Annotated in this window: 22 protein-coding genes; 20 read left to right on the forward strand and 2 right to left on the reverse strand. The window is 43.9% G+C overall.

Annotation, left to right across the window (positions count from 1 at the left end; genetic code table 11):
• The first annotated feature begins 7 nt into the window (after window positions 1–7).
• Window positions 8–685, forward strand: a complete 678-nt coding sequence (locus tag J7E38_RS10715) for a hypothetical protein (RefSeq protein ID WP_214705745.1) — start codon at window positions 8–10, stop codon at window positions 683–685.
• Window positions 686–775: 90 nt separating this feature from the next.
• A complete protein-coding gene (locus tag J7E38_RS10720) occupies window positions 776–1,837 on the forward strand; it encodes a thermonuclease family protein (protein WP_214705746.1) in 1,062 nt (353 codons plus the stop codon).
• A gap of 142 nt (window positions 1,838–1,979) precedes the next feature.
• Here J7E38_RS10720 and J7E38_RS10725 read toward each other — a convergent pair whose 3' ends face one another.
• Complete coding sequence (locus tag J7E38_RS10725) at window positions 1,980–2,141, reverse strand: hypothetical protein (protein ID WP_214705747.1); 162 nt, start codon at window positions 2,139–2,141, stop codon at window positions 1,980–1,982.
• Between the two features lie 130 nt (window positions 2,142–2,271).
• On the opposite strand from J7E38_RS10725, the gene J7E38_RS10730 reads away from it, so the two are divergent.
• Together J7E38_RS10730 and J7E38_RS10735 are read left to right on the forward strand one after the other, a co-directional pair.
• Entirely contained in the window at window positions 2,272–3,525 is a 1,254-nt protein-coding gene (locus J7E38_RS10730; RefSeq protein WP_214705748.1) for an ATP-binding protein, read from the forward strand.
• Window positions 3,526–3,754: 229 nt separating this feature from the next.
• The gene (locus J7E38_RS10735; RefSeq protein WP_214705749.1) at window positions 3,755–4,732 is read left to right on the forward strand and encodes a glycine-rich domain-containing protein; all 978 of its coding nucleotides are present in this window, start codon (window positions 3,755–3,757) and stop codon (window positions 4,730–4,732) included.
• 33 nt (window positions 4,733–4,765) lie between these two features.
• Here J7E38_RS10735 and J7E38_RS24095 read toward each other — a convergent pair whose 3' ends face one another.
• Window positions 4,766–5,608, reverse strand: coding sequence for an STAS domain-containing protein (locus J7E38_RS24095; protein WP_215038442.1), 843 nt, complete (start codon window positions 5,606–5,608; stop codon window positions 4,766–4,768).
• Window positions 5,609–5,863: 255 nt separating this feature from the next.
• Between J7E38_RS24095 and J7E38_RS10745 the strand changes: the two genes are divergently transcribed.
• From J7E38_RS10745 to J7E38_RS10820, 16 genes are all read left to right on the forward strand, one after another.
• Window positions 5,864–7,009 (forward strand): exonuclease SbcCD subunit D, encoded by a 1,146-nt coding sequence (locus J7E38_RS10745; protein ID WP_214705750.1) that lies wholly within the window; start codon window positions 5,864–5,866, stop codon window positions 7,007–7,009.
• Window positions 7,006–10,143 carry an AAA family ATPase gene (locus tag J7E38_RS10750; protein WP_214705751.1) on the forward strand — a complete coding sequence of 1,046 codons (3,138 nt, stop codon included), beginning with the start codon at window positions 7,006–7,008 and terminating at the stop codon, window positions 10,141–10,143. The genes J7E38_RS10745 and J7E38_RS10750 overlap by 4 nt, the downstream gene beginning before the upstream one ends.
• 126 nt (window positions 10,144–10,269) lie before the next feature.
• The gene (locus tag J7E38_RS10755) at window positions 10,270–11,331 is read left to right on the forward strand and encodes a DUF3900 domain-containing protein (RefSeq protein WP_214705752.1); all 1,062 of its coding nucleotides are present in this window, start codon (window positions 10,270–10,272) and stop codon (window positions 11,329–11,331) included.
• Window positions 11,332–11,468: 137 nt separating this feature from the next.
• Complete coding sequence (locus J7E38_RS10760) at window positions 11,469–11,969, forward strand: NUDIX hydrolase (RefSeq protein ID WP_214705753.1); 501 nt, start codon at window positions 11,469–11,471, stop codon at window positions 11,967–11,969.
• Between the two features lie 14 nt (window positions 11,970–11,983).
• Window positions 11,984–12,763: a class I SAM-dependent methyltransferase gene (locus J7E38_RS10765; RefSeq protein ID WP_214705754.1), complete on the forward strand. Its 780-nt coding sequence runs from the start codon at window positions 11,984–11,986 to the stop codon at window positions 12,761–12,763.
• A gap of 147 nt (window positions 12,764–12,910) precedes the next feature.
• Window positions 12,911–13,663: an SDR family NAD(P)-dependent oxidoreductase gene (locus J7E38_RS10770; protein ID WP_214705755.1), complete on the forward strand. Its 753-nt coding sequence runs from the start codon at window positions 12,911–12,913 to the stop codon at window positions 13,661–13,663.
• A gap of 28 nt (window positions 13,664–13,691) precedes the next feature.
• A complete protein-coding gene (locus J7E38_RS10775; protein ID WP_214705756.1) occupies window positions 13,692–15,305 on the forward strand; it encodes a long-chain-fatty-acid--CoA ligase in 1,614 nt (537 codons plus the stop codon).
• Window positions 15,306–15,387: 82 nt separating this feature from the next.
• Window positions 15,388–15,951 (forward strand): TetR-type transcription factor C-terminal domain-containing protein, encoded by a 564-nt coding sequence (locus J7E38_RS10780; RefSeq protein WP_214705757.1) that lies wholly within the window; start codon window positions 15,388–15,390, stop codon window positions 15,949–15,951.
• Between the two features lie 89 nt (window positions 15,952–16,040).
• The gene (locus J7E38_RS10785) at window positions 16,041–16,442 is read left to right on the forward strand and encodes an acyl-CoA thioesterase (protein WP_214705758.1); all 402 of its coding nucleotides are present in this window, start codon (window positions 16,041–16,043) and stop codon (window positions 16,440–16,442) included.
• 44 nt (window positions 16,443–16,486) lie between these two features.
• Window positions 16,487–17,266, forward strand: a complete 780-nt coding sequence (locus tag J7E38_RS10790) for an SDR family NAD(P)-dependent oxidoreductase (RefSeq protein WP_214705759.1) — start codon at window positions 16,487–16,489, stop codon at window positions 17,264–17,266.
• A 22-nt stretch (window positions 17,267–17,288) separates the two neighbouring features.
• A complete protein-coding gene (locus tag J7E38_RS10795; protein ID WP_214705760.1) occupies window positions 17,289–18,080 on the forward strand; it encodes an enoyl-CoA hydratase/isomerase family protein in 792 nt (263 codons plus the stop codon).
• Window positions 18,081–18,091: 11 nt separating this feature from the next.
• Window positions 18,092–19,066 carry a quinone oxidoreductase family protein gene (locus tag J7E38_RS10800; RefSeq protein WP_215038444.1) on the forward strand — a complete coding sequence of 325 codons (975 nt, stop codon included), beginning with the start codon at window positions 18,092–18,094 and terminating at the stop codon, window positions 19,064–19,066.
• Window positions 19,067–19,082: 16 nt separating this feature from the next.
• A complete protein-coding gene (locus J7E38_RS10805) occupies window positions 19,083–20,081 on the forward strand; it encodes a phosphotriesterase family protein (RefSeq protein WP_214705762.1) in 999 nt (332 codons plus the stop codon).
• Between the two features lie 83 nt (window positions 20,082–20,164).
• The gene (locus tag J7E38_RS10810) at window positions 20,165–21,061 is read left to right on the forward strand and encodes an MBL fold metallo-hydrolase (RefSeq protein ID WP_353049949.1); all 897 of its coding nucleotides are present in this window, start codon (window positions 20,165–20,167) and stop codon (window positions 21,059–21,061) included.
• Between the two features lie 42 nt (window positions 21,062–21,103).
• Entirely contained in the window at window positions 21,104–22,621 is a 1,518-nt protein-coding gene (locus J7E38_RS10815) for a class I adenylate-forming enzyme family protein (protein ID WP_214705763.1), read from the forward strand.
• A 25-nt stretch (window positions 22,622–22,646) separates the two neighbouring features.
• A complete protein-coding gene (locus J7E38_RS10820) occupies window positions 22,647–23,540 on the forward strand; it encodes a R2-like ligand-binding oxidase (protein ID WP_214705764.1) in 894 nt (297 codons plus the stop codon).
• Window positions 23,541–23,990: the final 450 nt, after the last annotated feature.

Consider the following 23,990-nt stretch of genomic DNA (forward strand, 5'->3'; position numbering starts at 1 on the left):
GCGAAGTATGAGACGGATTTTTCCTGGGTCGATTGCATCATATAGCCAGTTCGGACATTTGAAAGTCCCGAAAAGCATTAAAAACGTTTGCCCTGTTTGTAAAGAGAAAGTGGAATTTGTCCTCAAATCGACTTATCAGAGCAGCAAACATGGTTTGATGACCGAAAGTGCCTGCCCTTCGTGTAAAAATAGTGTTCCGTTTATTATTATTACGAAAGAAAATGACACGCATCTTGATGTGTACATATATGATCCGCAGCGTGCGACAGACGCTTTAAGCCAAATCGAACATATCCCGGGCATGCCGGAAGAGTTAATCCGGGCTTATAAATCTGCCGTGAGCGTCTACCTGTCGAAAGAAAATTCGGCGACTGCTGTATTGGCAAAGAGAGTGCTGGAAAATGTATTAAAAAACTTTTTGGCAGACAAAGCGAATGCCCAGCCCCTTGACAAGCAGTTCGAAATACTGCCAGAACATATCAATTTAGTAAATTCTGTTACATCTTTAAGCCCTTTGATGGCATCAGACAAAGGGCTCCACCGGATGCTCGAGCTTGAAGCAGAGATGGATGATGAAATGGCAGAATTAGTTATGGATCTGCTGGAAAATTTAATTCAATACCTGTTTGTCTTACCAGGAAAAATAGAGATGACAAGAGAACAAATTCAAAAAAAATTGACTTGACTTGAGACAGCTTCCGGGTGAGGCTGTTTTTTTATATTCAACATCAGGACTATTTTGGTATATTAGGAGGGGTTAAAGGGAGGTGCAGCAGTGAACCACAACAAAACGATAAAAATGTTACTCGCCATCCTTATGGCATATTTTATTTTGCCAAATCTAGTTTCAGCCCATAATGGTTCTCGAGATGAACTTGGAGGTCATTTCCGTAATGCGGATTGCACGTATTTTCTTCATGAACCGACTTCACTGGCGAAAAGTGCTGCCAATATAGATGAACTGATCCGGCTGATCCAGGTCTATAGCAGTAATTCTGATTGTGCCGATGGATTGAGTGAAGGTAAAATCGAATTGGAGGGATATACTTTTCAGGGGGAAGGAAGTACAGCATCAAAACCACCTGAAGATTCGGTTCCTAAAGCACCGCTCGCAACTGGCAAATTGCAGCTTGGGAAAACGTATGAAGCAGAATTAAAAGAGTGTACAGATGGTGATACAGCAGTCTTTACTATCAACGGGAAAGACTATAAAACTCGTTTTCTTTACATAGACACACCTGAAAGCACAAGAACAAAGGAGCCATTTGGTCCTGAGGCCGCTCAGTATACCTGTTCCTTTTTAAAAAAGGGGGGAATTACACTAGAAACAGATGGCTCCAGCCTGTTCGATAAATACGATCGACTCCTTGCCTGGGTTTGGGTAGGTGACACGCTCCATCAGGAAGCAATCACAAAGGCAGGTCTCGTTGAAGACTTTTACGACTACGGCAACTATAAATACGAAAGCCGGATCTTGTCAGCAATGGAATTTGCAAAAGAAAACAGAAAAGGAATGTATGATGGACGAGGTAACACAACCCGTCCGAAAGATTCTGCAGACGATTCTCCAAAAGAAGACGAAGGGTCAAAAGATGCTGACGAGCTCGAATGTGGATTTTTAAGCGGCCTTTTGTTCGCGCTGTTCTTTTATCTGACAGTCCCATTGAATAAAGCCCTTGGAAAACGAACACTGATCGCCCACCGAATGTGGAGTGAAAAATGGTGGCTTAACCTATCGCTTGGAATTCTCTACGCATTTTTGTGCTACGTAACATTGTTTTTATTACTTGTAGAATTACTTCATCTTTTAAAGAGTAACAAGCGCAGACGGTCATGATGATAAAGAACTCAGGATTCCGAAAAAACTGTCCCTCATCGAGAGCATGATGGACAAAAATCTCCGGAATACTCGCAAAAATGTCCGTCAACGATAATGTTGACGGACATTTTAATAAACAAATCTTAAGCTCGAAAACTCATTATTTGATCTTATGATTCTGTGAAATTAGCATGTTCTCAATTTCCTCATTGGTTGGCGGTGTCTCTGGTTTCAAAAATTGGGTGAGTTTATCTATTTTTCTATGTAATCTTACGACATCGATCAAAATCAGCAACAGTAATACAAGTAATATCCAAGACATCGATACATCCCCCTTCTATAATTTCTAATATAAGGTAAAAATTGTGGAATGGATAGGCTAACATGGATAAAGTTTGCGCTGGACCCTGGTTTATAATACTATTTTAATGACTCTTTATGGTGGTGTTGCAGTGGAAATTACCAAGCATTTATTAATGAATCTTTCGCTTCTTCTTGTCCTGCTTTTTTTTACGCAGTTGATCATGGAGAGGCAAGTGAAAGAAGAAAGTCGTCAGAGGCTTCAATTAGTCTATTTCATAATTGCCATTTTTACATGTTATATTTTTTCGGTGCAGGTCCAGGATGGTATCCACTTTGACCTTCGCCAGGTGCCCATGATCCTGGGAAGTCTTTATGCTGGCCATAGCTTTTTGTTTGCGGGTTTAACCATATTGATGAGAGGACTTTTAGGCATTAATGACGGGTTTTGGATATCTGTCGCAGTATTTACCACTCTTGCTTTCATATTAAAATGGATGCATCCCTGGTTTAACAGGCTTACCATCAATCAGCGGGTCGGTGTATCAATTATTCTGACTGTCATGTCCTCGTTCGTTTTGATGCAAATGGTGACGGTGGTCAATCAACCAATCGGGCATCCTGAGGCCTGGCTCAGCTTTATTTTAATCCCGGCCCTTACAACTGGCCTGATCAGTTACTCAATTGAAACCATCAAACAAACATTGATTATTCGCCAGCGGCTTGCAAAGGCTGATAAAATTGAAGCTGTCAGCCATTTGAGTGCCGCAATTTCCCATGAAATCCGCAATCCTCTTACCACAGTAAAGGGATTCTTGCAGCTGCTCGGCGAACAGGATTATCCTGATGAAAAGAAAAAGGAATTTATCCATATTGCAGTCGAGGAACTGAATCGCGCAGAAGAAGTCATCAATGATTATCTTACTTTTGCCAGGCCTGCGTTTGAAAAGGTCGAAGAAATCGATATAGAAAAAGAATTGAATCAAGTACTTAATGTCTTAAATCCACTCGCTAATCTTAATGGAGTGGAAGTCAAGAAAAAATATACTTCAGGGCTGATCATTTCGGGGGACCGGTCAAAGTTTCAACAAGCATTCATCAATCTGGTGAAAAATGCCCTTGAGGCGATGCCGGATGGTGGAGAATTGACGTTGCAGACCTTCCGTACAGGGACTGTTGTCCATATTCTCGTCAGGGATACCGGGATCGGAATGACCAACGAACAGATTACCCGTCTTGGTGAGCCGTACTACACAACAAAAGGACAGCAAGGAACAGGTCTGGGAATGATGGTGACATTCAGCATCATTCGGGCAATGAAGGGGAAAGTCGAAATAAAAAGCCAGGTCGGCAAAGGGGCGACTTTTCATATCCGTTTTAATCATTTTGAGAATATGCCTGATTAGAGTAAACCAGCCGATTACGACAAGAACCAAGCAGATTTTCAACCAAGAATTATTCAGTCCCCAATGAAGTCTTCAAGCTTTACCCTTTCAAACTAAATCAACTCGAATGAAAAGCTCAGTCTTAAAGTCTGAGCTTTTCACATACAAAATTTACCTGATAATTTGAAACCTTTTCAATATGGCAATCGTATTATCGATAAAGCTAATTTGGAAGGTGAGGTGCTTTTGAATGGGAATTTTCCTTACAATTGTCGTCGGAGCAGGGATCCTAATGGCAATAGCGTTCTTCTCCACCGATAAAAGAAAAAAGAAAACTTTACTGAAAGAGAATATACCAGAGGATTTCGGTTTGCTAGAAGGGGTACCTGCAGAAAAACTTCTCCGTAAAATGGAAGCAGCACTGCCTTATGAGTATGTCAATCAAGTGAAAATCCGTTATTTAAGCGACCACCCGGAAATCACAGAAGATGAATTTGAGTGGCGGCTATTTGAATTAAAGAGGTATTTTATCCTCAATTCTGTTATGCATAACACACCGATGTTCAGCAGCAAAGTTGATGAGATCTGGCATGAAATGCTGATGTTCACGAAACAATATGAGTCATTCTCTGAGAAATATCTAGGCAAAATGCTACACCATACACCAAATCTTGAGCCTGAGCCAGCTCCACAGCAACGCGCTTTTTTTGACTGGGTGTTCTCCCAGTTATTCGAGATCACAGAGTACACCTGGCAGGCCTGGGGGGACTTTTTCCATTATCCATTGGATGCGGAAATGTTAAAAACCATAAATTCGCTAAGTGATGAACAACTGAAACAGCGATATTTCAAGGTAAATCCCGAAAATCAGGAGCTTGTCGATTATTTGGTCTCACAATTACGGACACAGATTGAAGAAGTCCATAAAATCTTCACATCCGATAAAAAAGGCAATTTTGAAAAGCCGGCTTTATATGGCGATATGTCAGGATTGAGTTTGATGATGGTTTTTTATTCTTATTTTTACTTTGAGGAATACTGGGACCATGCAGAGGAATATGCCTATATGAATCAATCACATGGAACTTCGGGTTGCAGTGCGGTATTTTGCGGATCAGGCGGTGTTCATGATTCACATGATAACGGAGGAGGAAACAACTGCTCAAGCAGCTGTTCCAGCAGTTGTTCCAGCAGTTGTTCCAGCTGCGGTGGAGGCTGCTCTTCCTGAAGGAAAAAGCCTGCCAGAAAAACTGGCAGGCTTTTAACGTTGAATGATTTTCCTGATGACATTCTGAAGATTTCCTTCGGTTGTAATATCCGAAAAGTTAATTCCGAGCTGCACCGCCGTTTGTGCCACTTCGGGCCGAATGCCTGTTACAATTGTTCGCACCCCAATCAGTTTCAAGGCGTCCATTAATTTAAAAATCTCATGGGCGACCATCGTATCGACCATGACAACTCCTGAAAGGTCGAGGATCAGTGATTTAATTTTGGCATCGATACTCTGAGAAAGCGTGGACTCCATTAATCCTTTTGCTCTGGTTGTGTCAATTTCTCCGATTAACGGAAGAAGGCCAACTTCTTTTGTAAGGGTTATGACAGGTGCACTTAACTCCTTGATCAAAGTTGCCTGGGAGGCAAGTCTGTTCATGAGAATTTCCATGAAAACGATAATAAAGGTTTCAAATACATAATCAAGTGTATAATTCAGCTTTTTTTCCCAGGTAAAGACATCATCCAATGTAATTTCCAGATCCGTTTCACTGACAAACTTTTGCACATACTCCCAATAGACGCGCCGGAATACACCTGAATTCCAGGCTACTTCCGTCAAGTCTGTTTTGGACTTAATCCGGTCTGAAGCAGTCTGGCTTGTCCAAGCCGAAATGGTCTCCTTCATCTCTTCCTCAGTCTGGTAAAGCGACTTAGCCACCAGGCGTACATAATTCGAGTTTTGTTCCTTTACCCTGTTCATGATTTCAGGCGGAGCATCTGCTGAGTAATCTGATCCTGTTATAATCCGCTGGCGTTTGAGCCAATCCTGGGTGAAGTCTGTCGCATGATCCACCAAAAACTGGTATAACGCTTCTGTTTTTTGATCCATTTCCATCCCTGCTTTATTGGTTATTGGATAACTCTATTCTTCAAGACTGCTTCCTAAAAGTCAAATTTCAATGTTTTTTACGGTGGAAGACGGTTTGATCATCTGATAAAATTAAATGAGAACACTAGTTCGCTATTGTTTCCTTAATTTGAGTGCGCATTAAATTTATGTGTTTGATATAATAATAACATTCAAAATTACGCAGTACAAAACAAGAGATATAGATAAGGAAATTTTATTAGGGGGAGGATGAACATGAAATTTATCCATACAGGTGACTGGCATCTTGGGAAGCTTGTCCATGGCATCTACATGACAGAAGACCAGCGGGAGGTATTGAATCAATTTGTTGATCTTGTTGCTGAGGAACAGCCTGACGCAGTTGTGATTGCCGGGGATTTATATGACAGATCGGTACCGCCGACTGATGCAGTGGAGCTTCTCGATGAAATTCTGTTCAGGATCAATGTTGAGTTGAACACGCCGGTCGTAGCGATAGCCGGGAACCACGACAGTGCAGAAAGGCTGTCATTCGGGAGCTCATGGTACCGCCATAATCATTTTTACCTTACCGGCAAATTGACGAATGATTTTAACCCTGTACATATCAACGGGGTCAATTTCCATCTGATTCCGTACGCTGAACCTGGTGTAGTCCGACACCTGCTTGGCGATTCTTCGATCCATTCTCATCAGGATGCGATGAAAGCAGTCATCGGTAAAATAGAAGAAAATATGAATCCGAACGAACCGAATGTTTTTGTCGGACATGCTTTCGTTCTTGGAGGGGATTCTTGTGATTCTGAACGGGCACTTTCAGTGGGCGGTTCTGGCTGTGTGACACAGGATTTATTTGATCCATTCTCTTTTACCGCGCTGGGTCACCTTCACAGTCCTGATGCGATAAAACATGACAAGGTCAAATATTCTGGATCACTCTTAAAATATTCATTTTCAGAGGCAAAACAGCGAAAGTCCGTCTCGATTGTCGAAATGAATGATAATGGCAGCTTCGAAATGAAGTATAAGAGTCTTAAACCGAAGCAGGATATGCGTGAGCTGGAAGGACATCTTGACCAGCTTTTGGATCCTTCTTTCTATGAAAAAGAAAACACCATGGATTATTTGAAAGTAACTTTGCTAGATGACGGTGCGATGATTGACCCAATGGGCAAGCTGCGTCAGGTCTTTCCTAATGTCCTGCATCTTGAACGGAAAATAGAATCCATCGACCAGAAGCATAGGCAGCACTTCACCTCCTTAAGGGAAGAAAAAAAATCTGAGCTTGAACTTTTTGAACAGTTTTACAAGGAAATGACGACAAGCGAATTCACTGAGGAAAAACAGAGTGTCATGACTGACGTGATTGGCAAAGTGTTAAAAGAGGAGGGGCAAAAATGAAACCTCTTAAACTGACGATGCAGGCTTTCGGTCCTTATGCCGGTTCGGAAACGATTGATTTTAAAGAGCTGGAAAATAGGACAATGTTTGTCATTTCGGGTAAAACTGGTGCAGGAAAGACAACAATATTCGATGGGATCAGTTATGCGATTTATGGAAAGGCAAGCGGGGAGGACAGGAATGGTCCTGACCTGCGCAGCCAATTCGCTGAAGATGATGTACTGACTGAGGTCTCCCTAGATTTTTCCCTGCGTCAAAAGACATACCGGATCACCAGGTCCCCGCAACAAGAAAGGAAAAAGAAGTCGGGGGAAGGAACAACCACAGTCGGAGCAAAGGCTGAGCTTTATCTGATCGACGGAAATGGGGAAATGCAGCTGCTGGCTTCAAATGTTCGTGAAGCAGATGAAAAAATAAAGGAAATCATGATCATTGACAGCAATCAATTCCGCCAGATCCTGATGATTCCGCAGGGAGAATTCCGGAAGCTCCTGACTTCTGACAGCAAAGAAAAGGAAGTCATCCTGCAAAGATTATTCCATACTGAAATTTATAAAAGGGTGGAAGAAAAATTAAAAGAAGAAGCAACACTCTTAAAAAAGACGGTAGAGGACCAGGTAGAAAAAAGGAACGCCCAGCTGCGGAGCATTAAAGCAGTTGAAAACGATGAACTCAAGGAACTGGTTGATGCAGGAAGTGTAAATGACACCCTTATTCTTCCGCTTTTGAAAAACGAGATCGACGCAATGGAGAGTAAGCTTCAGGAACTTGTGAAAGACCGTGAAAAGCTTCAAATAGACCGTGATCAAATGCAGCAGCGCTTATTCGAGGCCGAAGCTACTTTGAAACAGATCCAATCCCTTGAGACCTTGAAAACAGCAAAGGAAAAACTTGAATCCCAACAAGCCTTGTTTGCAGAAAAAGAAACGCAGGCTGTACTTGCCAAAAAAGCTGCCCTGCTAGATGCCCAGGAACAGCTTTGCCACAGCTTGAAGGCAGATTTCGATAGAATGACCTTCCAGGTCTCACAGATTACAGAGCGAATTGAACAGTTATCAGGGAAATTGAAAGAGGCTGAACATGAGCACCAAAGACAAATAGAACGGGAACCTGAAAGGAAAGCCGCAGCAGAACAAGTGAACCGGCTTGAGAATATAAGGGAAGAAGTCATGGCATTTGACAGTATTGATACCCAGGTAAAGGAAATGAAAGCATCCCTTGATTCCAAAAAACAGGACCGTGAAAAGGGCGAACATGCCCTGAAGACAGCAGAGGAGCGTCTAAAGGTTCTGCAGATGGAGAAGGAAGAGACGGAAAAGGCACAACTCACTTATCTTGAGAATGACCGGCAATTAGAAAAGCTGATTCGCGAGTTGGACAAGCTAATTAAATTTAAAAACCACACACAAAAAACGCATTTAGCACAAGCAAAATATGAAACAACCAAAGGGCGGCTTAACCAGGCTGTTTCCCATCATAATGATGGTAAAGCCGCAGCAGAAGAGCTGGAGGAAAGATGGCTGCATTCCCAGGCTGCCGTTTTGGCCGGGAAGCTGCAGGAAGGCAGTGCCTGCCCGGTGTGCGGTTCTGAACATCATCCTGCACCAGCACAAGCAAGTGATGGCTTCATCCCCACCGAAGAGGATTTAAAGGCTGCACGTGAGCAGGTTTCCCTTCTGGAGAAAGAAAAGAGCACTGTTGAAAAAGCTTTTATTGAAGCAGAAACAACTTTACGATCTTTAAACGCTAATGGCGATGAATTAATGACTGAAATCATCGGTTTCCATCCAGGCTTTGAAGCTGAACAGACTCCGGATGTCATCCTGATGACAGAGGGTGATATTGAAAAGCTGAAAAAGGAGCAGAGTCAACTTGCTATAAAGCAAAAAGGGCTTGAAAAAATCAAAGCAGAAATCAAGAGGTATGATGAAGGCAGAGGAAAACTGCAACAGCAATTGAAAGAGCTTGAAGACGGATTCCAAAAACTGATCATCGAGTATACCGAAAAGAAGACCACGCTGGAGAGAATGACAGAGAAAATCCCGGAACAAATTCGATCACTGCAAGCATTCGAAGCAAAGCTTCAATCTGCAGAACTGCAGCAGAAACAGCTTGACATGGAAATGGAGCAGGCCCGAAAGAACTTCCAGGATGCCAGGGAATTGCTAGGAACAGAGAAAGCCCGTCTTGAAGAAGCGGAAAAAAGATTGAAAGAAATCGATGCAAAGTTGGCCGAAGAACGGGTAACGTTTAAAAACAACATGGCAGCCCAGGGATTCGAAAATTACCAGGCATATCACCAGGCGAAGGTCCCTGAACAGGCAATCCTGCGCCTTGAAACGGAAGTAAGAAATTACCGTGAAGAAGTGAGATCTGTCAGGGACCGTTTTACAGAACTCTCGGAAATGTTGAAGGATGTTAAAAAGCCTGCTATGGAAACACTTCAAACCGGTTTCGCAGAACTGAATCTAAAGATTAAAGAAGCTGATGAGACATATCAGGATTTGAATCTCAAAAAACGCGATAACCAGTCTATTTTTAAACAGGTTGTCTCATTAAATGAACAAATGAAGCAGCTTGAGGAAAAATACAAACTGGTCGGCCATCTATATGAAATCTCCAAAGGACAGAACACATACAGAGTTACATTTGAACGCTTCGTCCTCGCTGCGTTCCTCGATGACATTCTTCGGGAGGCAAATGTCAGGCTGCATAAGATGACAAGCGGCCGATACAGATTATTGAGGAAAACGGACCGCTCAAAAGGTAATGTCCAGAGTGGCCTGGAACTGCTGGTGCTTGATGCTTACACTGGGCAGGAAAGGCATGTCAAGACCCTGTCTGGCGGTGAAAGCTTCAAAGCGGCACTCTCACTGGCACTTGGGCTTGCGGATGTGGTACAGAATTACGCTGGCGGAGTATCGCTTGAGACCATGTTCATTGATGAAGGGTTCGGAACGCTTGATCCAGAATCGCTCGATCAGGCGATCGAAGCCTTGATTGATATCCAGAGCAGCGGACGCCTTGTCGGTATCATATCTCACGTTCCGGAACTAAAAGAACGAATTGATGCACGACTGGAGGTTATCTCCACACAAACAGGAAGCAAAACTCAATTTGTGTTAATGAATTAACGGAGAATACAGCATCCTGAAATAGGTGCTGTATTTTCACGCTTAAAGGGAAATCTATAAAACTTAACAAAGTTAAAACATCTTTTGATAGAGAAATATCAAATATAGTCAGCAGGGAGATAGATCATGGAATTTGAAGTTCAATACCTTTCATTCTACGTTGTACAGGTAGAAGGCAAAGGCGATCAGGCAGATAAAAGGTATAAGCATTTCCAGACATTGAACGAGGAAGAGTATGAAAATAGTCCTTTAAAAGATTTCCTGGATGGTGAATTCTCAAAAATCGTCAAACGAAAGGTCGAAAGGCACCCCAAAACAGATGAAGTTCCGACAAAGATCGGCTACTTCATTGTTGAGGAAGGTCATGACCTGACCTCAAACCCAAACTATAATCTTTTTCACCGGGCCCGCTTTGCAGAATCAAAGGAGGATTTCCAGCAGGAGAGTGAGAAGTTCGCAATTGCCTATGTGGATACAAGTGCTGTCCGCGGAGGTGCATTCATTGTAGCCAGGGCAAAGCTTCGTAAATATTTTGATGACGCTTTTGTGTTCATCCTGAAATGTGATTTCGAACCGAAAGTAGCTTCTATTTCTGATGAATCTACCTTGATCCGTCAGGTTGAAATGGCCATTACGACGAAGAATATGAAGTCAATCCAGTATCCTTTTATGCCTGAGGAAGGCATGATCCAGGATAATGAATTGAAAATCAACCAGTCTTCTCATGCACGGTATTTTGAGGATTTCCTGAAATATGTAGAATATGGCCAGTCGATGCCCGAAATTGTGAAAACGCAAGTCATCGAGATGGTTCGCGGCCACATGGAGGAAACCTTCGAGCCGGAAAGTGAAGAGCGCGAACAGCTTGAAAACGCCATGGAAATCTGGGCTGCCAGCGAAAAAAGGGAGCTTCAGGAGCGATTTGAACCTGAACAAGTCATCGAGGCTGCCGCACAGCTAATCGAGCATACTCCTGAGCTCGAATTGAAAATGAAGCTTGATCATGTTTCGGTAAAAGGATTGCTTGCAGACTATGGTGACAGCATCCACCTGGCAAAACTAAATGGAAAATATGTCTTAATGATCGAAGCAGATACGGTTACATTTGAAAAAGGCTTTTCTCCAGTCGAATTTGCAAAACCGGATGAAATCGGTACAGTAGTGGAAAGAATCAGGCAAAAAGGCTAAATAAAAGTTCATAATTCAAGATTCATAGGGCATCGATAGATTTGATGCTCTTTATTTTATATTGTCAACCATTCCATTATATGGGTATACTTGGTAAGTAGGTTGATAGTATAAAAGTTAGTAAGAGGTGGCATAGATTGGTCTCTACATATGTGAATTGGGGAGAGTCGAAAGTAAAATTGACATGGAAAGAATCTGACGAGCTTCCACCGGTGAATCTCATCACCAGTGTCCACGGTTTTTGCTTTCTTGACAATAAGCTGCTGTTGGTAAAGCTTAAACACCGCGGCTGGGATATGACCGGCGGACATATAGAACCAGACGAGTCTCCCGAAGAGTGTTTCAAGCGTGAGACGCTGGAAGAGGCCTATGTGGCAGGAGACTGCAGCCTGCTGGGACATATGATTGTAGATCATAGTGAAAATCCTCAATGGAACGAAAAAAGTCCATATCCAAAGATTGGTTTCCAGGTTTTTTACTCAATGGACATTACCGAAGTCCATGATTTTGAAGCAGGATTTGAATCTACTGAAAGGATTTTTATCGATCACAATAGGGTCCAGGATTATTATCACGACTGGCATGAGCTATATGCACATATTTTAGGCTGTGCCAGAAAAAATACGAGATTAAGATAGTTAGGGTGAAATGTATGGATGCAATTAAACAAAACAGCCGTGCCTGGGATAAGAAGGTTGAAGAAGGAGCTGTTTATACCAAGGCAGTATCAAAAGAGGTGATTGAAAAGAGCCGGGCAGGCGATTGGCAGATCACAGTAACTACCGGTGAGCCCGTTCCGCGAGACTGGTTTCCAGATTCTCTGGCAGGATTAAAGATACTTTGTCTTGCTTCAGGCGGCGGACAGCAGGGGCCAGTTTTGGCAGCAGCTGGAGCTAATGTAACAGTTGTCGACATTTCTGCAAAGCAGCTGGAACAGGATGAATTCGTTGCAAAAAGAGATGGACTTAACCTGAAGACACTGCAATGCAGTATGACCGATCTTTCAGCCTTCAGTGATGAGGAGTTTGACCTCATCGTCCATCCTGTGGCCAATGTATTTGTAGAAGATGTAAGACAAGTCTGGAACGAAGCTTCAAGAGTGTTGAAAAACAAAGGGACGTTAATTTCTGGATTCACAAATCCGCTGTTATTCATCTTTGATGATGATGAAGACAGAAAAGGAAACCTGGTGGTTAAAAACAAAATACCAGGATCGACACTTGATCATTTGACCAATCAACAAAAAGAAGAATATATCAGATTAAATGAAACAGTAGAATTCTGGCATACATTAGAGGACCAAATACAAGGCCAGATTGATGCCGGCCTGGTGATAACCGGATTATACGAGGATGATTTCGGGGGCAGAAGGCCGCTGGATGAATTTATTAAGTGTTTTGTCGCTACCAAAGCAGTTAAACTAAATGTATAATTTCATTACTGCCGCCTTAGATCTTTTCTTAGGCGGTATTTATTTTTAGAATATTTAGACTAATAGTTGAATATTTCAATATAAACGTTATAATAAAGTTGAAAATACATACCGACCGGTTAGTAGATTGATATAAGGGGGAAGTTAATGAGATTAGCCAACAAAACAGCCATCATAACTGGTGGTGCCAGCGGAATTGGCCGAGCAGCCGCCATGGTCTTTGCAAGAGAAGGTGCGAAGGTTGCCATCGCAGACTTAAATGTAGAAGGTGGAAGGGAAACAGTAAAGCTGATTGAGCAGCAGGGTGGGAGAGCTTTTTTTTACGAAACCAATGTAAGCGATTCCAACCAGATGAAAAATCTTGTTTCTGCCACTGTGGATTATTTCGGACAACTGGATATCCTCTTTAATAATGCTGGCATCGGGCATCCTAATGTTAAAAGTGTCGATCTCGATGAAGAAGAATGGGATCGAATCATCGGTGTAAATCTTAAGGGTGTATTTCTTGGAATAAAACATGCTGTTCCTCATCTGAAAAAGGCTGGCGGCGGTGCAATCATCAATACATCAAGCTTGCTTGGGCTCAAAGGTCAGAAATATCTCGCTGCCTATAACGCATCGAAAGCAGGGGTGGTTCTGCTGACCAAAAATGCAGCACTGGAATACGGCCGTGACAACATTCGTGTAAATGCCATTGCACCAGGGGTCATCGATACTCAAATCATCCAAGGATGGAAGAATGATGAAAGAAAGTGGCCGATCATCTCGAGGGCAAATGCGCTGGGAAGAATCGGTACACCCGAAGAGGTTGCGAACGCGGTCCTGTTCCTTGCCTCTGATGAAGCATCTTTTATTACTGGTGCGACGTTGTCAGTCGACGGCGGTGGGCTGACATTTTAGCATATAATTTATGAATGGAGGAATAGAAATGAGCGAGAAAAACGTCTGGCTTTCCAAGTACCCTGACTCCATTGCAACCACTATCACTCTGCCTGAAAAATCTTTGCCGCAAATGCTTCGTGAATCTGCAGAAAAACACCCTCAAAACAATGCACTTTCGTTTTATGGCAGGAAGATCAGCTATCAACAATTATTACAAAATGCAACCCATTTTGCATCAGCTCTGCAGAACAGAGGTGTGGAACCTGGCGACAGGGTAGCGATCATGTTGCCAAACTGTCCTCAATATGTTATTTCCTACTATGGCATATTGACGGCCGGGGCAGTTGTTACTCAGGTTAACCCAATGTCTGTGGAACGTGAGCTGGAATACATCTTAAATGATTCCGGCGCAGAAACGATTGTTGTTTTTGATGCACTTTATCAAAAAGTAAAGAGTGTTCAGGCAACTACCAAATTAAAGAATATTATAGTCGCCAGCCTCCAGCCATCAGAGCATAATTTTGATCCTGACACAAGGTTTGAAGCTTTTCTATCAGAAAGCAGCGGCAGGACCTCAGTCGTGGATGTGAACCCTGCAGAGGATGTGGCTGTATTGCAATATACAGGCGGGACAACGGGTAGATCCATAGGTGCCATGCTGACCCACCAGAATCTGTTTGCCAATGTACTACAGTCACATGAATTTTTCAAGCATGATATTGAATTTGGAAAAGAACGTTCTTTGACTGTCATTCCATTATTCCATGTTTTTGGCATGACCGCTTGTATGAATCTGTCAATCTATACGGGAGCCGAGATTATTTTGCTGCCTCGGTTTGATCTGGAAGAGGTTCTTAATACGATTAAAAATGAGCAGCCGACGATGTTCCCAGGCGTGCCGACCATGTATGTTGCCATCACAAACCATCCAAAAGCCGAGGAGTATGGAATCGGCAGCATTGAAATATGCAACAGCGGCAGCGCACCCATGCCGGTTGAGCTCCTGCGGGAATTCGAAAGGAAAACGGGTTCGAAGATTCTTGAGGGCTACGGCCTTTCCGAGGCATCGCCGACAACACACTGCAATCCTAGCTTTGCCGAGAGGAAGCCAGGTAGTGTCGGAATCGGAATGCCATCGACAGAATACAAGGTCGTGGACCTGGCTTCAGGTACAGAAGAAGTACCTGTCGGGGAACTTGGGGAAGTCCTTATTAAAGGTCCACAGATTATGAAGGGTTATTGGAATATGCCCGAGGAAACAGCAAACACCTTGCGAGATGGCTGGTTATATACAGGAGATATCGCAAGAGTAGATGAAGATGGCTATCTGTATATCGTCGACCGGAAAAAAGACATGATTATTGCCAGCGGCTATAATATTTATCCTCGCGATATAGAGGAGGTACTCTATGAACATCCTGCGGTACAGGAGGCAGTAGTCATCGGGATTCCTGATGAGTATCGGGGTGAAGCGGTGAAGGCTGTCATCGTCCTGAAGGAAGGTAAGGAAGCGGATGATCGTGGGATCAAGGAGTTTTGCCGCAAGAACATGGTGGCCTATAAGGTGCCTAACGTGGTTGAATTCCGTGAACAGCTGCCAAAAACAAGTGTCGGCAAGATATTGCGCAGGGCTCTGAGAGAGGAAATGTTAAAAAGCTAATAACTCCATTGATCTAGAAGGAACAGGGGGTAAAATATGGTATAATTTTTGTGCAGACTAGTAGGAATGCGAGGACAGCAAAGTGAAAGAAAAAATAACCGAGTACAGCATAAAATTATTCGAAAAAAAGGGCTTCAGTGAAACATCCATCCAGGATATCGTGGATTCAATTGGAGTGACAAAAGGGTCTTTCTATTATTACTTTTCCAGCAAAGAAGAGCTTCTGATGGATATCCACCTGAGATATATAGACGAATTGCTCGGCCGTCAGGAACAGATATTGGCTGATCAATCGACAGGCAAACAAAAATTGTTCGATATCGTCTATATGCTGATCAGCAGCATTAAAACAAAAGGGGCATCAGCAAAAATCTTCTTCAGGGAGATGCGGCATTTAAGCGATGCCAGACTGGCGCAGATTATCGCCAAACGAGATGAATTCAGGCTGAACGCGGAACGGCTGATCCGTGAAGGAATCGAAAATGGTGAGTTCCGCAAGGATTTAAACCCGGTCATTGTTACGTTTGGGATTCTCGGTGCTGCTAACTGGAGTTATCAGTGGTTTAATCCTGATGGTAAGGTATCTGACAGGGAAGTAGCGGAGATATTTGTCGAAATGATCTTAAAGGGAATCGAGATCAACTGAAGAATAAAGTATGAAGGGGCTTGAAAAAAGCCTCTTCCCATACCTTTTACATACCAACCGGTCAGTAGGGAGAAAGTGAGGAGAAAAGGATGCAGGAAATTCAGGTCCAGGCTCGTTTTGGCGAGACGGATGCCTTAGGACATATCAACAATACGAGTTATTTTGTCTATCTTGAAGAGGCAAGAATCCGCTTTTTCGAATCATTGGGCTACACCATGGAATTGGATGAGTGGAAATTTATACTCGCATCAACCAAATGCGATTTTGTCAGCCAGGGATACTTTGACCAGCTTTTGACTGTGAAAACATATGTGTCAAGAATCGGGTCGAAAAGCTTCCAGCTTGAGCATGACATCGTCTGCTCGCAGACGAATGAGCTAATCGCAAAGGGAAATGCCATCATTGTGTATTACGATTTTAAAAATCAAAAGAGTGAAGTGTTGCCTGAATTGCTGAAAGAAGGATTAAAGAGCTATTTTTTACCCACTTAAAAAACTGAATATTTTGTATTTAATTCAAATCAGGAGGTGTCAGCTTGAGGTTTACAGAAACGGTAGCGCTTATTACAGGAGCCGGAAGCGGGATAGGAAAGGCAGCTGCTTCTAGACTCGCAGCAGAAGGTGCAAAAGTGATTTTGGTAGGAAGAACAAAATCAAAGCTAGAAGCAGCAGCTAAAGAAATAAACATTGCCCATAAACTCCCGAGAGCAGAAATTTTCCCTGCAGATGTGACCAATGAGGAAGACATCAGCGAATTAGCCGACTATGTCCAAGAACAATTTGGAGACTTGCACGTCCTCGTTAACAATGCGGGCGGCTCGGTCCATTCGAAAATCATGGACACATCGTCAAGCGACTGGGATTTTGTCCAAAATACGAATCTTAGAAGTGTATTTCTTGTATCAAAACTACTAGGCGGTTTCATGGCAGACAAGGCCAATCTGGAAGAAGGGAAGTTTCAAAGCCGGTCCATTGTAAATGTCGCCTCGTTATCGGGACACCAAGCCGGCGCTCATATTCCTCATTATAGTGCTGCAAAAGCCGGTGTCATCAATTTTACTAGAGCATTGGCTCTGGAATTATCTCCGTTCGGAATCAGGGTCAATTCTGTATCCCCTGGTTTTGTGGAAACACCTTTAACGGAGGAAGGCATGAAGAATGAACAATTTGTGAAGGCGATCAGGAAAAATACCGCGATGAAACGAGCTGGCAGGCCTGAAGAAATCGCAAGTGTCATCACTTTTCTTGCATCACAGGAAGCGTCCTATATGACGGGGTCAGATGTCCTGGTCGATGGCGGATGGTTAATTAAATAGATAATTCGAAAGGGTGAACGATATGACAGAAGTTAAAACAAGTGATCATTTAATTGTAAACAGTAGCGGCCCGGTCCTTTCATTGACGCTTAACAGGCCAGAGAGCCTGAATGCTTTCAGTCCGGAAATGATCCTCGGACTGACAGATGAAATCCGTAAGGCCCAAGAGGACCCCAATGTCAAAGTAATCGTGCTGTCTGGCTCTGGCCGATCCTTCAGTGCCGGGGGCGATGTGAAGACGATGGGACAGGCAAATGCCGTCGGCGTTTATGACCATATCGGCAAATTGAATGAATGTATTCTCACCATTAAGAATACTGAGAAGCCAATCATCGCTGCAGTACATGGTTTTGCTGCCGGCGCTGGCTTTAACCTCGCATTGGCATGTGATTTGATCATCGCTGCGGACGACAGCAAATTTGCCCTGAGCTTTTCCCAGGTAGGCCTGGTCTCCGATGGCGGCGGTTCCTATTTTGTCCCGAGACTGGTAGGGCCGCATCTGGCTAAACAATTTATGTTCACCGCAGAACCTATTCCAGCAGAACGCTTGTATCAGCTCGGAGTCATCAACTACCTGGTGCCATTGGAAAACCTTCAAGAGGAAACGTTAAAACTGGCCGGCAAGCTAGCCAATGGGCCAACACGGACGTATGGCATGATCAAGAAGCTGGTGGACCATTCAATGACCGCAACTTTAGAGGAAATCCTTGAGCAAGAGCGGATTACCCAGACGATGATGGTTTCAACAGAGGACCATCAAGAAGGAATCGCAGCATTTAAGGAAAAAAGGAAACCTAAATTTACAGGCAACTGAGGAGGATCATGATGAAAGCAATTCAATTCACAGAATACGGCGGACCAGAAGTACTGCAGACAGTCGAACTGGAACGGCCAATACCAAAAGGGCAACAAGTATTGATTGAAATCCATGCGATTGGCGTTAATTATGCTGACACTGCGAGAAGAGAAGGCCAGTATGTCGTACCTACTAAACTGCCATTTATTCCTGGAGCAGAAATTGCCGGTGTAGTAGTTGAAGCTGGGGAAACAGTAACGAATGTAAAGCCTGGTGACCGCGTTGTGACGCTGATTGAATCCGGAGGCTATGCAGAGTATGCCCTGGCCGACAGCCGCGGCCTGATCCCCATGCCGGACAATATGGAATTTGAGCAGGCAGCCGCACTGCCGCTGCAGGGATTGAGCGCCTATCACATTCTCAAAACGATGGGGCGCCTGGAAAAAGGTGAAACAGTTTTAGTCCATGCTGCAGCCGGAGGTGTTGGCACTCTTGCTGTCCAACTTGCCAAGCTATTAGGCGCTGGCAAAGTAATAGCAACCGCTAGCAATCAGGAGAAACTGGCGCTCGCAGCTGATATGGGAGCGGATGTTTTAATAAATTATACGGAACCGGGATGGGAAGAAAAGGTGCTGGAAGCGACCGGCGGCAAAGGGGTGGATGTCGCCCTGGAAATGGCTGGCGGCGAGATTTTCAATAAGACGCTGAAATGCCTTGCTACATTTGGCCGTCTTGTCATTTACGGCGTTGCAAGCGGAGAGCAGAGCAGGTTTTATCCATCATCTTTGATGGCCAGGAACCAATCTGTCATTGGTTTTTTCCTGCCGCAAATCATGAGAAAGCCGGCATTGATTCAATCAAGCATGGCAGAAATGCTCAGGTTTATATCTGAGGGGCATCTAAAGCTGACAATCGGTGGTGTTTACCCGCTCGGTCAGGCAGCAGAAGTCCACCGCCTTTTACAGTCCCGGAAAACGAAAGGAAAGCTGATTTTAAAACCTTAAAAAGGGGTGCAGCAGTATGGCAATGATCAATACGGTAACCGGTCCAATTCAAGCAGAACAATTGGGAAAAACTTTGATTCATGAACACTTTATCTTTGGCTATCCAGGCTTCCAGGGCGATGTGACGCTAGGTGCTTTCAATGAGGAGGCAGCTTTGGAAGAGGCAATCAACATTGCCAGGCATATACAGAGCTTCGGTGTCCAGACTGTCGTCGATCCGACACCAAATGAATGTGGCAGAAACCCGGAATTTTTAAAGAAAATATCTGAGGCGACCGGACTTAAGATCATCTGTGCAACAGGCTATTATTATGAAGGCGAAGGAGCAACACCCTATTTCAAATTCAGGCAGGCATTGGGTACAGCTGAAGAAGAAATCTACGAAATGTTCAAGAAAGAGCTTACCGAGGGCATTGCCGGTACTGGAATCAAGCCAGGAGTCATCAAATTGGCTTCAAGCAAAGACGAAATCACAGAATACGAAAAAATGTTCTTCCGTGCGGGTGCGCGTATCCAGCAGGAAACAGGAGCTGTGATCTTGACCCATACACAGGAAGGTACAATGGGTCCCGAACAGGTTCGACTATTGATGGAAAATGGAGCGGATCCAGGAAAAATCATCATTGGCCATATGTGCGGGAATACCGACCCTGAATACCACAAACAAGTGCTTGACAAGGGTGTCAGGATCGGCTTTGACCGCTTTGGAATCCAGGGGATGGTGGGAGCACCATTCGATCAGCAGCGTGTACAAACTCTTCTTGCTTTGCTTACTGCAGGTTATGAGAACCAGATCTTACTGGCCCATGATACTGTGAATATCTGGCTCGGCCGTCCTCCTGTTATGCCTGAACAGGCAGCAAAAATCATGGAGAACTGGCAGCCAGGCCACATTTTCACCAATATCCTGCCGCAGCTGAGGGAAAACGGTGTGTCCGAGACACAAATCGATAAGATGCTTGGCGGAAATGCAATTGGGTTATTCAAGGGATCTTCCGTAAAAGTAATTTCCTAGAATACTTTGATTCTATAAGAAAGGGGCGATGACCTATCCATAAAATCATACCACTTACTCTGGATTCGCCTTTTTCTGAAGGAATCGTTGTCGTATACGCGGTTCTGGGCGAAACAGCAACACTCATCGATACAGGCAATCCGGGTGAGAAATCCTTTTACCAGCTCAAATCACTTTTAAAAGAACATAAACTGGCATTTAGTGATTTTGATCATATGATTGTTACACATATGCACACGGACCATTCTGGCGGTGTCAGTCTGATTCAAGAGGAAGCCGGACTCCCGGTTTATGTACATGAGCTAGCCGAACCGGTGATCACCGGAGGCGAAACAGAGTTTAATAGACTAAACGATTTTTTTAATGATTTCATCAGACAGTGTGGAGCGGATCCTTCCGTTCATCAGCATGCCCGTAAATACAAAGAAGAAATCTGGCGTGATGTCCATTATATTAGCGAAGGGGAAGAAGTCTACATAGGAGGAAAACCTTACAAGGTCCTGCATGTTCCCGGCCATAGCCAGACGGATATCCTGCTGGTAAATGAACAAAAAGGAATTACCTTTGTTGGTGACCATATTATCCCAGAGCTTGCCGTTAATGCTTTTATTGAGCCTCCTCCGTCTGGAAAGAAAGAACGGCCTGCTCCATTGATCCAGTATAGGGATTCACTGCGTCGGTCCAGAGATCTCCAACTCGGAAAGTGTTACTCCGGACATGGAAAACCTTTTACGGGACATATTGAACTGATTGATAAAAGATTAGACCAACACGATACTCGCTGCCAGCAGATCCATCGACAGTTGAAGGAGCGGGATAAGAATGTTTATGAGATTTGCCAGGAAGTCTACCCGCATCTTAAAGGGGCGATTGTTTTTCTCGGACTCTCGCAAATCCAGGGGCATCTAGATTTGATGGAATCACGAAATGAGGTGATGAAAGAGAAACGAAACTCCATTTTTTATTATCGATTGCTGTAAAGTCGCTAGGCCTATCTTTCTTTTTGAAAAGGAGAGGGTTATATGAAGCTTGCAGAACTACTTGAAAACAATATCAGCGAATATGGTGAATACCCATTTATTTTTTATCAGGATCAGCAGTTTACCAATGTGGAAACAAAAAAATATGCTGACCAGATCGCAAATGGTCTTAGGAAGCTCGGCGTCGAAAATGGTGACAGGGTTGTCGTCTGTATGCCGAACAATCCAGAAGTGATTTTCTCCTATCAGGGAATTACAAGAAGCGGTGCCGTGATCGTCCCAATCATGTTCACCCTTCACCCAAAGGAAATCCAGTATATTATAAAAAATTGCCAGGCTAAAGTTGTGATTGCCTCTGCTTATACGGCAGAAAACATGAAGAAGGCCATCGCGGAGCTCGAAGTGAAACCGCTCCTTGTTGTAACTGATCTTCCAGGCAGCGATGAGATGGTCAATCTATATGATCTTATGTCGGTGAATTCAACTAACAACGAAGACAATGTCCATGAAAATGATACCGCTGTCATTTTATACACCTCGGGAACGACCGGAAATCCAAAAGGCGTTCTGTTGACCCACAAAAATCTCTACACCAATGCCGTTAACTCTGCAGCCCATAATGAAACCGACAGAGGCGTCACGATCGGCGTCCTCCCGTTAGCGCACGTATACGGCCTGACCATCTCGAATACGTGCTACATAACGGGAAGCTCTGTTGTCGTCTTCTCAAGATTTGATCCACAGGAAATTTTTAAAGCCATAGAGACATACAAAGTTCGATCCTTCTCAGCAGTGCCTGCCATGATTCATGCTTTGGTAGGAAGTCCACAGGCTGATCTATATGATACTTCCTCTCTGGAATGGATCGGTTCCGGCTCGGCACCATTGCCAATAGCACTGTTGAATGGCTTTCGGCAAAGATTTGGTGCGAAGGTATTGGAGGGCTATGGATTATCGGAAGCTGCCCCTATCGTGACCGCACATAATAAAAAAATCGCCATAAAGCCTGGCTCTGTTGGAATCCCGATTCCAGGGGTCCAGATAAAAATCATTAATGACGAGGGCAGCGAGGTGCCGACCGGAGAAGTTGGTGAACTGCTCGTTTCCGGTGACAACGTAACGCCCGGATATTATCAGAACAAAGAAGAAACAAACCGTGTCATTAAGGGGGGATGGCTGCATACTGGCGACATGGCGAGAGTTGATGAAGATGGATATCTTTTTATCGTCGACCGGAAAAAAGATCTGGTCATCAGGGGCGGTTTCAATATCTATCCCCGTGATATTGAGGAGCTTCTTAATGCACATGAATCTGTCTCGGAAGCGGCTGTCGTAGGCGTTCCTGATGAAAGGATGGGTGAGGAAATTGTTGCGTGTGTAGTGAAAAAACCGGAAGCCAATCCATCAGAGGAGGAACTGATTCAATACTGCCAGGATCACCTAGCCAGGAATAAGACACCAAAGAGGATTATTTTCATGGAATCCTTGCCACGCAATGGTGTCGGTAAAATTCTTAAAATTAGACTAAGAGAAGCTGCTGCAAATATCCATACACATTAAAACTGGTAATCAAGGAGGAATACAAATGGAGCAGAGAACGATTTTAACGACAAGCAAGCGGGGGCTGCAAGTGGATTCATTCCCGTTCCGCCTCTATCAAAAAGCGAAGAAGTTTGGAATCTGGAATCCTGCAGATATTGATTTTACCCAGGATCAAAAAGATTGGAAGCAGCTGAACACCGAACAGCAAAATGATATTCTACGGCTTATTTCGCAATTCCAGGCCGGTGAGGAAGCTGTCACACTCGACCTGCTGCCGCTGATCATGGCTATCGCCAAGGAAGGCAGGCTGGAGGAAGAGATGTTCCTAACAACCTTCCTGTTTGAAGAAGCCAAGCACACCGAGTTTTTCAGGCTTGTTCTGAACGCTTTGGGAGCAACAGACGACCTTTCAGGACACCATACTGAGACTTACAAAACGATATTTTATGAAATTTTGCCAACGACGATGGATCGCCTGCTGACTGACCAATCACCCGAAGCCATCGCCGAAGCAGCCACCGTCTATAACATGTTTGTTGAAGGAGTACTTGCCGAAACCGGCTATTATTCCTTCTATCAAAATCTCGAAACACTCGGCCTGATGCCAGGACTTCTTAAGGGAATCGGTAATTTGAAAAGGGACGAGTCAAGACATATCGGTTATGGAACCTTCCTGCTGCAAAGATTGATCTGTGAGCACCCGCATCTGTACGAATATGTTGAAGGAAAAATGCAAGAGCTGACTCCGCTCGCGATCCGCTTGAACCAGGAGGGCTTCCGTGACAAGGATGTGAGCACATTTGGAAACCAGATTGAAGATACAATGAACTTTACATTAAAACAGCTTTCAGTCCGGATGGAAATACTCTCGAGAGCAAGAGGGAAGCGGATCGAAGAGATTTATAGAGTATCTGAGACTGAAATGGGGGTTTTGTAAGGAAAACTTACTATGTTTTTTTAGGGATAAGCCATCAAATGACACAGTGGTGTCAGGTATTTCCGTAACTAATGAAACAAGCCATCTAAAAAACCTATAGGTGTCCTTAAAAACCGGTTACTGGTAAACCAAGTTTCCAATAATCCCTATTGGTGACGCGATAATCCAGTTACTGGTAAACAGAGGTTCCAATAAGCTCTATTGGTGACTCGATAATCCAGTTACTGGTAAACAGAGGTTCCAATAAGCTCTATTGGTAACCCGATAATCCAGTTACTGGTAAACGGAGGTTCCAATAAGCTCTATTGGTAACCCGATAATCCAGTTACTGGTAAACGGAGGTTCCAATAAGCTCTATTGGTAACCCGATAATCCAGTTACTGGTAAACCGAGGTTCCAATAAGCCCAATTGATGACCCGATAATCCAATTACTGGTAAACCGAGGTTCC

Origin of the sequence: Bacillus sp. ISL-35 (assembly GCF_018613355.1) — a bacterium.
Classification (GTDB): Bacteria; Bacillota; Bacilli; order Bacillales; family Cytobacillaceae; genus Mesobacillus.